Origin of the sequence: Dietzia sp. PP-33 (assembly GCF_033790845.1) — a bacterium.
Classification (GTDB): Bacteria; Actinomycetota; Actinomycetes; order Mycobacteriales; family Mycobacteriaceae; genus Dietzia.
Genome location: NZ_JAMYEI010000003.1, coordinates 134,055 through 146,119, shown reverse-complemented (window position 1 = coordinate 146,119; position 12,065 = coordinate 134,055). Strand labels below are relative to the sequence as shown.

At 67.9% G+C, this 12,065-nt stretch carries 11 protein-coding genes; 8 read left to right on the top strand and 3 right to left on the bottom strand.

Features of this window, described 5'->3' with window-relative positions:
- Window positions 1–32: 32 nt before the first annotated feature.
- On the bottom strand, window positions 33–905 hold the full coding sequence (nadE, locus tag NJE57_RS06885) for an ammonia-dependent NAD(+) synthetase (RefSeq protein WP_319027652.1): 873 nt from the start codon (window positions 903–905) through the stop codon (window positions 33–35).
- Between the two features lie 215 nt (window positions 906–1,120).
- Here nadE and ykgO point away from each other — a divergent pair, with 215 nt between their 5' ends.
- The 5 genes from ykgO to nrdF all read left to right on the top strand — a co-directional run bounded on the left by ykgO (window position 1,121) and on the right by nrdF (window position 5,756).
- A complete protein-coding gene (ykgO, locus tag NJE57_RS06880) occupies window positions 1,121–1,243 on the top strand; it encodes a type B 50S ribosomal protein L36 (RefSeq protein ID WP_003852698.1) in 123 nt (40 codons plus the stop codon).
- A 560-nt stretch (window positions 1,244–1,803) separates the two neighbouring features.
- Window positions 1,804–2,034, top strand: a complete 231-nt coding sequence (nrdH, locus tag NJE57_RS06875; RefSeq protein ID WP_319027651.1) for a glutaredoxin-like protein NrdH — start codon at window positions 1,804–1,806, stop codon at window positions 2,032–2,034.
- A 44-nt stretch (window positions 2,035–2,078) separates the two neighbouring features.
- Window positions 2,079–2,558 (top strand): class Ib ribonucleoside-diphosphate reductase assembly flavoprotein NrdI, encoded by a 480-nt coding sequence (gene nrdI / locus NJE57_RS06870; RefSeq protein WP_319027650.1) that lies wholly within the window; start codon window positions 2,079–2,081, stop codon window positions 2,556–2,558.
- A 20-nt stretch (window positions 2,559–2,578) separates the two neighbouring features.
- On the top strand, window positions 2,579–4,684 hold the full coding sequence (nrdE, locus tag NJE57_RS06865; RefSeq protein WP_319027649.1) for a class 1b ribonucleoside-diphosphate reductase subunit alpha: 2,106 nt from the start codon (window positions 2,579–2,581) through the stop codon (window positions 4,682–4,684).
- 55 nt (window positions 4,685–4,739) lie between these two features.
- Window positions 4,740–5,756, top strand: a complete 1,017-nt coding sequence (gene nrdF, locus NJE57_RS06860) for a class 1b ribonucleoside-diphosphate reductase subunit beta (protein ID WP_319027648.1) — start codon at window positions 4,740–4,742, stop codon at window positions 5,754–5,756.
- A gap of 89 nt (window positions 5,757–5,845) precedes the next feature.
- Here nrdF and NJE57_RS06855 read toward each other — a convergent pair whose 3' ends face one another.
- Complete coding sequence (locus tag NJE57_RS06855) at window positions 5,846–6,982, bottom strand: ABC transporter substrate-binding protein (RefSeq protein WP_319027647.1); 1,137 nt, start codon at window positions 6,980–6,982, stop codon at window positions 5,846–5,848.
- A gap of 251 nt (window positions 6,983–7,233) precedes the next feature.
- Here NJE57_RS06855 and ctaD point away from each other — a divergent pair, with 251 nt between their 5' ends.
- The 3 genes from ctaD to NJE57_RS06840 all read left to right on the top strand — a co-directional run bounded on the left by ctaD (window position 7,234) and on the right by NJE57_RS06840 (window position 11,121).
- Complete coding sequence (ctaD, locus tag NJE57_RS06850; RefSeq protein WP_319027646.1) at window positions 7,234–8,994, top strand: cytochrome c oxidase subunit I; 1,761 nt, start codon at window positions 7,234–7,236, stop codon at window positions 8,992–8,994.
- A 133-nt stretch (window positions 8,995–9,127) separates the two neighbouring features.
- The gene (serB, locus tag NJE57_RS06845) at window positions 9,128–10,357 is read left to right on the top strand and encodes a phosphoserine phosphatase SerB (RefSeq protein ID WP_319027645.1); all 1,230 of its coding nucleotides are present in this window, start codon (window positions 9,128–9,130) and stop codon (window positions 10,355–10,357) included.
- Complete coding sequence (locus NJE57_RS06840; protein ID WP_319027644.1) at window positions 10,354–11,121, top strand: aminoacyl-tRNA hydrolase; 768 nt, start codon at window positions 10,354–10,356, stop codon at window positions 11,119–11,121. The genes serB and NJE57_RS06840 overlap by 4 nt, the downstream gene beginning before the upstream one ends.
- Here the strand turns inward: NJE57_RS06840 and NJE57_RS06835 are convergent.
- Window positions 11,067–11,873 carry a helix-turn-helix domain-containing protein gene (locus NJE57_RS06835; protein ID WP_319027643.1) on the bottom strand — a complete coding sequence of 269 codons (807 nt, stop codon included), beginning with the start codon at window positions 11,871–11,873 and terminating at the stop codon, window positions 11,067–11,069. The genes NJE57_RS06840 and NJE57_RS06835 overlap by 55 nt on opposite strands.
- Window positions 11,874–12,065 lie beyond the last annotated feature (192 nt).

The window sequence follows — 12,065 nt, the reverse complement described above, 5'->3', positions numbered from 1 at the left end:
ACCCGCCTGCCGTTCTCAGGCCTGCCGTTCTCTCAGACCTCGCGCCACCATGTGTCCAGCGGGGTGGCCGGGACCGCCCGCTTGTGTCGGGTTGCCAGGAACAAGTGCTCGATCCGCGCCGCCGCCTCCGGAGCCACGTCGTCGTGGCCCTCGAGATAGTCGTCGATCTGCGCGTAGGTCACGCCCAGCGCCTCCTCGTCGGGCAACCCCGGACGGTCGTCCTCCAGATCCGCCGTGGGCACCTTGCTCCACGTCGACTCCGGCGCGCCGAGGTGCTGCAGCAGCGCGGCGCCCTGCCGCTTGGTGAGGCCGGTCAGGGGAGTCAGGTCGACCCCGCCGTCGCCATACTTGGTGAAGAACCCGGTGACCGCCTCGGCGGCGTGGTCGGTCCCGACGACGAGGTGGCCCAGCTGCCCGGCCACCGCGTACTGCGCGACCATCCGTTGACGCGCTTTGACGTTGCCGCGGACGAAGTCGCGTAGCGGGCCCGCGTGCGTGGGCAGATCCTCCAGCGCGGACGCGGCAGACGCCGAGGCGGACTCGGAGGCCGCCCGGACGTCGACGGTGACGCGGTGGTCAGGACGGATGAAATCCAGGGCGACGACGGCGTCGGCCTCGTCCGCCTGGGTGCCGTAGGGCAGACGCATGGCGACGAAGCGGACGTCGGCGAGTCCCTCGTCGCGGAGCTTCTCGGCGGCGAGTTGGCAGAGCCGACCCGTCAGGGTCGAGTCCTGACCGCCACTGATCCCGAGCACGAAGCCCGTGGCCGGAGTGCTACGGAGGTAATCGGCGAGGAACGCCACGCGGCGTTCGACCTCCTCCGCCGGGTCGATGTCCGGACGGACGCCGAGCTCGGCGATGATGGTCGCGCGGAGCGCACCGGTGTCAGGAGCGATGTGGTTCATGACATCAGCATAGGAAGCCCGTGTGACGTCCGCGTGACATGCGGGCGGAGGGCGGGAGGCGTCCGGTTCCGCCGGTTGGAGTTCTGACGGGGCAGTCCGTTACGATAGACCAGTTGTGTGTCCTGCATCCGACCTGAATGGTCGGGTGTCTCGCACAGTCATCCCAGTCGTGTCGGCGGCCATCGCGGCCGCCCCGAGAGCCTAAGGAGCGCCAGATGAAGGTCCGCAAGTCCCTTCGGTCGCTGAAGAACAAGCCGGGCGCCCAGGTTGTCCGCCGCCGCGGCAAGGTCTACGTGATCAACAAGAAGGATCCCCGTTTCAAGGCCCGCCAGGGCTGAGACCCACCGCGTGGGATCCCACGCACCCTCGAGGGCCCGTCTCCGGTTCGCCGGCGGCGGGCCCTCGTCGTCGTTCCCGGGGTCCACCGTCGCCCCGCTCCCACGGCGACTCCGTCACCTCGCTCCCGCCGGTGACCCCGCCACCCCTGTGGACGGGGTGGGGACAGGTTGTGGGGTGGTTGGGGACGACCTGTGGGGTACCGGACGGGCTCTCCGGGAGCACCTCCCGCGTGGCAGAGTGGCGGTCGGCGGGCGACTCGCCGGCATCCGGGCCGACCGTTCCACCGGGGGGCGACTGGTGTCCACAAGGCGGGATCGCGACCTGGGAATACCACCGTTGTAAGACCAAAATGTTGTGGTCGATTGACTCGTCGGCCACTAGGGGTAGTGTCTAGAGGTGTTGCGGCCCCGATGAATGCCATACATGACATTCGGGCCACGACCCCTTACAGACACCACGGTTGTCCACAGGCCGGGCGGAAGCGCCGGAACCGACATCCGTCCGAGAAGAGCCCCTCCGCGCCGCCCGGCGCCCGTGCCGAAAGAGGTCATCCAGACTCATGGTCACCGTCTACACCAAGCCCGCCTGCGTCCAGTGCAACGCCACCTACAAGGCCCTCGACAAGCAGGGTGTCGAGTACCAGGTCGTCGACATCTCGGTGGACGACGAGGCCCGCGAGTACGTGATGGCTCTGGGGTACCTCCAGGCGCCCGTCGTGGTGTCCGGGACCGATCACTGGGCCGGCTTCCGTCCGGACCGCATCAAGGCACTCGCCACGGTCGCCGCCTGAGTCAGGCTCCACCACCGCAACAGTGTGATCCGAAGGGGGCAGTCATGGCGGCTCCGGTGCCGGTCTCCCCGGTTGCTGAGCCGGTGCGAATCGTCTACTTCTCCAACGTCTCCGAGAACACCAAGAGGTTCGTCGACCGGCTGGGGCTCCCGGCGATGCGCATACCCACGCACAGGACCGCGGCGGGGCCGGTCGTGTCGGACCCGTATGTTCTGATCGTCCCGACGTACGGGGGTTGCCTCGAGGTCACCGGCAGGACCGGGGCCTCGGTCCCCCGACAGGTGGTCGCGTTCCTGAACAACGCGCACAACAGAAGTCTCTGCCGAGGTGTCATCGCCGCCGGCAACACCAACTTCGGTTCGGACTACGCGGTCTCCGGCGACGTGATCGCCCGCAAACTCGGGGTCCCGTACCTCTACCGGTTCGAACTGATGGGCACACAAGAGGACGTCATCCGCGTCCGCGAGGGATTGGAAGAGTTTTGGCAGCACCAACCGTCACCCCAGAAGGCACCACCGCGGTAGAGACGGGCGAGGGGCAGCGCATGGATTACCACGCGCTCAACGCCATGCTCAACCTCTACGACGCGGACGGGAAGATCCAGTTCGAACGCGACCGTGAGGCCGCGAGGGAGTACTTCCTCCAGCACGTCAACCAGAACACGGTCTTCTTCCACAACCTGGACGAGAAGCTGGACTACCTGGTCGAGAAGGACTACTACGAGCGCGAGGTGCTCGACCGGTACACGCGCAACTACGTGCGCGAGCTGTTCGATTACGCCTACTCCAAGAAGTTCCGCTTCCAGACCTTCCTCGGTGCGTTCAAGTACTACACCTCGTACACGCTCAAGACGTTCGACGGCAAGCGCTACCTCGAGCGCTACGAGGATCGCGTCTGCATGGTCGCCCTCACCCTCGCGGACGGCGACGAGGCCCTGGCCCATCGTCTGGTCGACGAGATCATCGAGGGGCGGTTCCAGCCGGCCACGCCCACGTTCCTCAACTCTGGCAAGAAGCAGCGCGGCGAGCCCGTCTCGTGCTTCCTGCTGCGTATCGAGGACAACATGGAGTCGATCGGGCGCAACATCAACTCCGCGTTGCAGCTGTCCAAGCGCGGTGGTGGAGTGGCGCTGCTGCTGTCCAACCTCCGCGAGCACGGCGCCCCGATCAAGCACATCGAGAACCAGTCCTCGGGCGTCATCCCCGTGATGAAGCTGCTGGAGGACTCCTTCTCCTACGCCAACCAGCTCGGTGCCCGCCAGGGTGCCGGTGCGGTGTACCTGCACGCCCATCACCCGGACATCTTCAAGTTCCTCGACACCAAACGGGAGAACGCGGACGAGAAGATCCGCATCAAGACCCTGTCGCTGGGTGTCGTGATCCCGGACATCACGTTCGAGTTGGCCAAGCGCAACGACGACATGTACCTGTTCTCCCCGTACGACGTCGAGCGGATCTACGGCAGGCCGTTCGCGGACGTCAACATCTCGGAGCACTACACCGAGATGGTCGAGGACAGCCGGATCAAGAAGACCAAGATCAACGCCCGGCACTTCTTCCAGACCCTCGCGGAGCTGCAGTTCGAGTCCGGTTACCCGTACATCATGTACGAGGACACCGTGAACCGGGCCAACCCGATCGCCGGCAAGATCACGCATTCCAACCTGTGCTCGGAGATCCTCCAGGTCTCCACCCCGTCGACGTACAACGATGACCTCTCCTACAGCCACATCGGCAAGGACATCTCCTGCAACCTCGGCTCGCTCAACATCGCCAAGGCCATGGACTCGCCGGACTTCGGCCAGACCATCGAGACGGCCATCCGGGGTCTGACCGCGGTGTCCGACCAGACCCACATCGACTCGGTCCCGTCGATCGAGCGGGGCAACGCGGAGTCGCACGCGATCGGCCTGGGGCAGATGAACCTCCACGGCTACCTCGCCCGCGAGCGGGTGCACTACGGGTCCGTCGAGGGCGTCGACTTCACGAACATCTACTTCTACACGGTGCTTTACCACGCGCTGCGGTCGTCCAACCTCATCGCGCGGGAGCGCGGGTCCTGGTTCGCCGGTTTCCCGGACTCCACCTACGCCTCGGGCGAGTTCTTCGACAAGTACACCGACCAGTCGTGGGAGCCGGCGACCGAGCAGGTGCGTCAGTTGTTCGCCGACGCGGACGTCACCGTGCCCACACAGGACGACTGGCGCGCCCTCAAGGCCGACGTGCAGCAGTACGGCATCTACAACCAGAACCTGCAGGCCGTGCCGCCCACGGGGTCGATCAGCTACATCAACAACTCGACCTCGTCGATCCACCCGGTGGCCTCGAAGGTGGAGATCCGCAAGGAGGGCAAGATCGGGCGCGTCTACTACCCGGCGCCCTACCTGACGAACGACAACCTGGACTACTACCAGGACGCGTACGAGATCGGCTACGAGAAGATCATCGACACGTACGCGGCGGCCACCCAGCACGTGGACCAGGGGCTCTCGCTGACCCTGTTCTTCAAGGACACCGCCAGCACCCGCGACGTCAACCGCGCGCAGATCTACGCATGGCGCAAGGGGATCAAGACCCTGTACTACATCCGCGTGCGTCAGCTCGCGCTCGAGGGCACCGAGGTCGAGGGCTGTGTCTCGTGCATGCTCTGACCGCCCGGCCGCAGGCCCGCACCCCGAACCCCACCCGCCTCCAGGAGGAGATCCGATGACCGCCGAGCTACATGCTCCGGGATCCCACAGCCCCGCCGCCGGCATCGCCCCCCGGCTCGTCGACAGGGTGTCGGCCATCAATTGGAACCGGGTCACCGACGAGGTGGACGACCAGGTCTGGGGGAGGCTCACCAGCAATTTCTGGCTGCCGGAGAAGGTCCCGGTGTCCAACGACATCCCGTCGTGGCAGACGCTGACGGACTCGGAGCAGCAGCTCACGACGCGGGTCTTCACCGGCCTCACCCTGCTGGACACGCTCCAGGGGACGGTCGGCGCGGTGAGCATGATCCCCGACGCGTCGACCCCCCACGAGGAGGCGGTCCTCACCAACATCGCGTTCATGGAGTCTGTCCACGCCAAGAGCTACTCCACGATCTTCTCGACGCTCTGCTCGACACCGCAGGTCGACGACGCCTTCCGCTGGGCGGAGGAGAACACCTATCTGCAGCGCAAGGCGAACATCATCCTCGGGTACTACGCGGGGGAAGACGCCCTCAAGCGGAAGATCGCCTCCACCCTGCTCGAGTCGTTCCTCTTCTACTCGGGCTTCTACCTGCCCATGCGGTGGTCCTCGCGGGCCAAGCTCACCAACACGGCCGACATCATCCGGCTCATCATCCGTGACGAGGCGGTGCACGGCTACTACATCGGCTACAAGTACCAGCGGGCCCTCGAGCGCGTGGGCCAGGCCGAGCGGGACGAGCTGAAGGACTACACCTTCGAGCTGCTCTTCGAGTTGTACGACAACGAGGCGGATTACACCGAGGACCTCTACGACACCGTGGGCTGGACGGAGGACGTCAAGAAGTTCCTTCGCTACAACGCCAACAAGGCGCTGATGAACCTCGGTTACGAGGGGATGTTCCCCAAGGACGAGACCAACGTCGACCCCGCGATCCTCTCGGCGCTCAGCCCGAACGCCGACGAGAACCACGACTTCTTCTCCGGTTCCGGTAGCTCCTACGTCATGGGCAAGGCCGTGGCGACGGAGGACGAGGACTGGGATTTCTGACGCCTCACCCGACCACGACATCCGCTCCCGGCGCCTGACCAGGTACCGGGGGCGGATGACGTCGCCGCCGTCGTGGGCGCGGGCCCCCTCTAGCCGTCCGGGGCGATCCCGTTGATGGAGCCCCTGATGTCGTCGAGTACCGCCCGTGCGGCCACGGGGCCGGAGCCCTCCCACACGGCCCGGTCCACCACGAACATGCGGCGGGCGTCGACCGCGTCGAGATCCGTCCACCGGTCGGAGGCGAAGACCCGCCGCGCGATCTCCTCCGATTCCGGCGAACCGCCCACCACCGCGAAGATCACGTCGCCGTCGAGTTCGTCACCCTGTGCCGGGGACTCCGGCAGCGGTGGGATGCGCTCGCCCTCCTGCGTGCGCTGCGCGGGGGGCCGTCCCGCGCCCACGGCCTCGAGCATGAGTGACCCGAGCGTGTCCGGGTCCTGCACCACCACGCCGTCCCCGCTGTCCCCGATAACGCTGACCAGGGAGACCCAGGTGTCGCTCGGGGTGGTGGCCGCGGCGGTGGCCCGTGCCCGGTCGATCACGTCCAGCAGGAGGTCTCCGCCGGCCCGGGGACGGCCGTAGGCGTCGGCGACCGTCTCGGTGGCATCGGTCCAGTTCAGCGCGTCCGCGTCGTATACGACGGTCGGGGCGACCTCGGCCAGGGCCCGCGCCACCGCGGGGTCCGAGTCTGCAGTGCCGGCCAGCACGATGAGGTCTGGTCGAAGCTCGCGAGCAGCGGCCGCGGCCTCGTCCCCGCCGGAGTCCCCGGGGAGCGGGATGTCCGGCAGGTCCACGAGGGAAGCGGGGAAGAGGACGTCCGCTCCACGGGGTAGGCCGGAGGTCCCGACGACGAGGTCCTGCAGACCCAGCGCGCAGGCGACGTCCACGGCCCCGGCCCCGAGCGCCAGGATCCGTTCCGGCGACCGCGGGACCTCCTCCCGGCCGGACCCGGCGCCGCCGGAGGACACCGTGCGCACCCCTGAGCCGGGGGACTCGGCGGGTGCCGGTACAGGGGCGCACGACTCCTCGGGTTCAGCGGATCGCTGGAGCTCCTCGCCCGCTATGCGTGAGGGCGTCGTGGTGACGGGGTGCTCGACCATGTCGACAGGGGAGGGGCCGCAGCCCGCGAGCGCCATCGCGGCGACGAGCGGGGCCGCGATCCGCGCCCGCCTCCTCGGGTACCCCCGCTCGGGGTGACGGCGTCGGGTCGGCGCGGAATCGGTCATGGGGGAGAGCTTAGGAGATGCGCCCGTTCAGGCAGTCCCGGTGGAGGTGGCGGCGGGTCCGCGCGCCATCTCACGCGTGTCGCGAGGGGCGCCGATTCCGGCGGATGACCACCGGTGACGTCTTCGGCGGGGTGGGTGATAGGCGTTCTCAGTGGAGGGCTAGGATTGCTCTCGCGCACTATTCCTATGCGTTCGACGTGGGGTCGGTGGTTCGACCCGCGGCGTCGGGTGAGGCGTTCAGGAGGACCCTTATGACCGCAGTGGCCCCCAAGCCGGTCCACGATCTCGACCACCCACCGGGCGAACCCACGGGTACCGCCCGCAAGGGCTCGTTCGTGTGGAAGATGATGACGACGACCGACCACAAGTTGCTCGGCCTCATGTACATCGTCACGTGTTTCGTCTTCTTCTTCATCGGCGGGCTCATGGCCCTGCTCATCCGCGCGGAGCTGTTCGTCCCCGGGATGCAGTTCCTGTCCAACGAGCAGTTCAACCAGCTGTTCACCATGCACGGCACGGTGATGCTGCTGCTGTACGGCACCCCGATCGTTGTCGGGTTCGCGAACTACATCATGCCGCTGCAGATCGGCGCGCCGGACGTGGCGTTCCCGCGTCTGAACGCGTTCGGGTTCTGGCTGTTCGCCGCGGGCGGCACGATCATGCTCTCGGGCTTCGTCACCCCCGGTGGCGCGGCGGCCTTCGGCTGGACGATGTACATGCCGCTGGCCGACAAGATCCATTCGCCGGGCGTCGGCGCCGACCTGTGGATCCTCGGCGTGGGCATCGGCGGTATCGGCACCATCCTCGGTGCGGTCAACTTCGTCACCACCATCATCTGCCTGCGCGCACCGGGTATGACCATGTTCCGGATGCCGATCTTCACGTGGAACATCCTCGTGGCGTCGGTCCTGATCCTGCTGATCTTCCCGCTGCTCACCGCCGCCGCCCTCGGCGTCTTCTACGACCGCCAGTTCGGCGGCCGTATCTACGACCCGGGCAACGGCGGGGCCATCCTGTGGCAGCACCTGTTCTGGTTCTTCGGCCACCCCGAGGTGTACGTCCTGGCCCTTCCGTTCTTCGGCATCGTCTCCGAGGTCTTCCCGGTCTTCTCCCGCAAGCCGCTGTTCGGCTACGCCGGCCTGGTCTTCGCGACCCTGGCCATCGCCGCGCTGTCCATGGCGGTCTGGGCGCACCACATGTTCGTCACCGGCGCCGTGCTGCTGCCGTTCTTCTCCTTCATGACGTTCCTCATCGCCGTCCCGACGGGTGTGAAGTTCTTCAACTGGATCGGCACCATGTGGCGCGGCAAGATGACCTTCGAGACGCCGATGGTGTTCGCGCTCGGCTTCATCGTCACCTTCCTCTTCGGTGGTCTGACGGGCATCATGATGGCCGCGGCGCCGATCGACTTCCACATCTCGGACACCTACTTCATCGTCGCGCACTTCCACTACACGCTCTTCGGCACCATCGTGTTCGCCACCTTCGCCGGCGTGTACTTCTGGTTCCCCAAGATGACGGGCCGGATGCTCGACGAGAAGCTGGGCAAGCTGCACTTCTGGCTGATGTTCATCGGCTTCCACACCACGTTCCTGGTGCAGCACTGGTTGGGTAACCAGGGCATGGCCCGCCGCTACGCCGACTACCTGGCCACGGACAACTTCACGGTCCTCAACCAGATCTCCACCGTCGGCTCGTTCATCCTCGGGATCGCGATGCTGCCGTTCATCTGGAACGTCATCAAGAGCTGGCGTTACGGCGAGATCGTCACCGTCGACGATCCGTGGGGTGCGGGTAACTCGCTGGAGTGGGCGACCTCCTGCCCGCCGCCGCGCCACAACTTCGTGACGCTGCCGCGGATCCGCTCCGAGCGTCCCGCGTTCGAGCTGCACTACCCGCACATGAGTGAGCGGATGCGCAACGAGGCCCACGTCGGGGGGCGGGCTGCCGCCCAGGACCCGGCCGCTGTCAAGGACGTGGCCCAGCGCGGAACCTCCCCGCAGAGGGGTTGACCCACCCGCCCGTACTCACCCACGGGCATCGGCTCGACCAGGGACCCCGTCGGTAGGCTCGTCCACCGGCGGGGTCTCCGCATGTCATCAGTTCTCATCAATCGCCCACCATCTGCACTCGTCAGGAGCACACGTGAGCACCCCCGGCACCCCGGCACTACTCACCGTCACCGGTCCCGACCGGCCCGGCGTGACCGCGAGGATCATGACCGTCCTCGCCAGCCACCATGCGGACCTCGTGGACGTGGAGCAGGTCGTGGTCAACGGTCACCTCTCCCTGGGGCTCATGGTCCGGGTCGACGAGGTGGCCGATGCAGTGGCCGTGGTGCGGGAGCTCACCGAGCAGGTCCACCAGCTGGGGATGCAGCTGGACGTCCAGTTCGACGACATTGCTCCGGCGGCCCCTCCGTCGACCCACGCCGTGGTGATCCTCGGCAGTCCTGTGACCGCCTCGGCGTTCTCCGCGGTGGCGGGAGCTCTGGCCTCGATCGGCGCGAACATCGACATCATCCGGGGGATCGCCGACTACCCGGTGACGGGACTGGAGCTGCACGTCTCGACCGCCGGTCGCGACGCCGCCGACGACGCCAGGCTCCGGGAGACTTTGGCGCCCCTGTCGGACGCGCACAGTGTCGACATCTCGGTGGACCGGGCCGGGCTGGGCCGACGCTCCAAGCGCCTCGTGGTGTTCGACGTCGACTCCACCCTGGTCCAGGGTGAGGTCATCGAGATGCTCGCCGCGCACGCGGGCAAGGAGGAGGAGGTCCGCGCCGTCACCGAACGTGCGATGCGTGGGGAGCTGGACTTCGCCCAGTCGCTCCACGAACGCGTCGCGACACTGGCGGGGCTGCCGGTCACCGTTCTGGACGAGGTCGCCGCCAACATCGTGCTCACCCCGGGCGCCCGGACGACCATCCGGACACTGAAACGACTCGGTATCCGTTGCGGAGTGGTCTCCGGGGGATTCATCCAGGTGATCGCCGGTCTCGCCGAGGAGCTGGGTCTCGACTTCGCGCGCGCCAACACCCTGGAGGTCCGGGACGGCGTGCTCACCGGACGGGTCATCGGTGAGGTCGTCGACCGTGAGGCCAAGGCCGAGTACCTGCGTGAGTTCGCCGAGGAGCTGGGTATCTCGATGAGTCAGACGGTCGCGGTGGGTGACGGTGCCAACGACATCGACATGCTCACCGCGGCGGGCCTGGGGATCGCTTTCTGCGCCAAACCCGCCCTGCGTGAGGTGGCGGACGCGTCGCTGTCGAAGCCGTTCCTCGACACCGTCCTGTTCGTCCTCGGGATCACGCGCGACGAGATCGAGGCGGCAGACACCGCCGCCGGCACCTACCGCCGCGTGCCGTTGGCGTGACGGCCCCTCCGCCGCCCGGGGGGCCCGCGACGGGCGCCTCACTCGACTGGTGCCACGCGCGGCTCCGCGCCGGGTCGGCGGGCGCCGAGGACCCGGAGGATCGCGGCACCGTCCGGTCCATGCCGATCGTCCTGCACCTGCCCAAGGCGGACCTGCCGGCACGGACACCGCTGCTCGAGGCGGTGGCGGGCGCCGTGGCGGCTCTCTGCCTGGATGAGCGCGTGGCTCCGGGAGGACCCTGGCACGAGGCCTACGGGGCCTGGTTGGACGCCCGCATGCGGAAGATCGCCCGGCGTGCGCGCGGCGCCCAGTGGCGTACCGCCCTCGACGTCCCGGGGGTCACATGTGAGGTGGACGGATGCATGGCCAGGGCGTTCGTGCCCGGGCCGGTCGACGAGGTGGACGCACGCCTCGGCCGCCTGCAGATCGGGGGCACCGAACTCGAGCGCGACGATCCCGGTCCGCCGCCCCCGGGCGTACCGGTGGTGTGGGTGGACGCCGCGCTGGAGATGACCGTGGGCAAGGCGGCCGCGCAGGTCGGTCACGGGGTGATGCTGCTGGCCGCGGTCATGGACCGTCCCCGACTCGAGGGGTGGATCGCCGACGGGCTCCCGGTCGCCGTCCGCGAAGCCGGCCCCGATCGGTGGCGTGAGCTCTCCGCGGCCGTGACGGCCGAGTCCCCGGGGCTGGCCGCAGTGGTGGACGCCGGCTACACGGAGGTGGCTCCGGGGTCGCTGACTGTGATCGCGGCCGCCGGCGAGTGACCGCGCGCCGTGGCCGGCAGGCATGCCAGAGGGTCCGCGCGCAGGACATCGAGCGCCACCCCCGATTCGCGGCTCAACGCCCGCAGCAGACTCGCCCTGCTCGAATAGCCGGCCGCCCGCGCCGCGCTCTCCCCGCTGGATCCGGCCCGTAGACTCCGGACCGCCAGGTTGAGCCGCCGCCGCGTGCGCCACCGGTGAAGCCCCAGCCCGGTCTCGGCGACGAAGATCCGCTGTGTCTGCCTCATGCTGAGCCCTGATCTCTCGCACAGCGTCGACAGGGGGGCCGCGGAGCGGACCGAGGCCTCGGCTATCCGGAGCGCTGTCGGGTGCACCGGTAGGGGGGTGACGAACTCGTCCGTGTTGATCACCCTGATGATCTCCTCCAGGCTCCGGGTGAACACCTCCACCTGCCGTGGTGTGTGTGGCTGAGCCGCCAGCCGGGCGAGCATGAGGTCGGCGATCGCCGGGACCACACCGAGTCGGCGGACCCTGTCGCCTGGCGCGCAGTGCGGGGCCAGGAAGGGACCCAGCGCGATCGAGTGCTCGTCCAGCGAGAGCGAGTGGGGAACCCCCGCGGCCAGCCAGACCGACGCTCGTGGCTCGAGCACGATGGTCTCGCGATCGACGGTCAGGGTTCCTCGTCCCATCACCATGTGGATCAGGTGCGGGACGTCGTGGACGTGCTCGGAGTGGCCCAGGAAGCGGACCGTGTTCTCCGGTACCGCTGTGGCCAGCTCGCGCGTGAAACCCATGTCGTTCCTCCTCGGGGGTTCCGGTCGGGCACGGTGGCCGCCCCGTAGCGGCAACGCGTCGCGTTGGGACTGCAGCCGTGTCGCATCCCGGCGGTCAGGGCGGTGATTCCACCCTATTCTTCTGGAGTTGGTAAGCCTCACCTAATCGAACGCTCCGGAGGATCGATGATTCGTAGGACACGCCCCGCACGC

Coding starts and splice junctions, on each gene's coding strand:
- nadE (WP_319027652.1), bottom strand. CDS start 905: ATGAACCACATCGCTCCTGACACCGGTGCGCTCCGCGCGACCATCATC.
- ykgO (WP_003852698.1), top strand. CDS start 1,121: ATGAAGGTCCGCAAGTCCCTTCGGTCGCTGAAGAACAAGCCGGGCGCC.
- nrdH (WP_319027651.1), top strand. CDS start 1,804: ATGGTCACCGTCTACACCAAGCCCGCCTGCGTCCAGTGCAACGCCACC.
- nrdI (WP_319027650.1), top strand. CDS start 2,079: ATGGCGGCTCCGGTGCCGGTCTCCCCGGTTGCTGAGCCGGTGCGAATC.
- nrdE (WP_319027649.1), top strand. CDS start 2,579: ATGGATTACCACGCGCTCAACGCCATGCTCAACCTCTACGACGCGGAC.
- nrdF (WP_319027648.1), top strand. CDS start 4,740: ATGACCGCCGAGCTACATGCTCCGGGATCCCACAGCCCCGCCGCCGGC.
- NJE57_RS06855 (WP_319027647.1), bottom strand. CDS start 6,982: ATGACCGATTCCGCGCCGACCCGACGCCGTCACCCCGAGCGGGGGTAC.
- ctaD (WP_319027646.1), top strand. CDS start 7,234: ATGACCGCAGTGGCCCCCAAGCCGGTCCACGATCTCGACCACCCACCG.
- NJE57_RS06835 (WP_319027643.1), bottom strand. CDS start 11,873: ATGGGTTTCACGCGCGAGCTGGCCACAGCGGTACCGGAGAACACGGTC.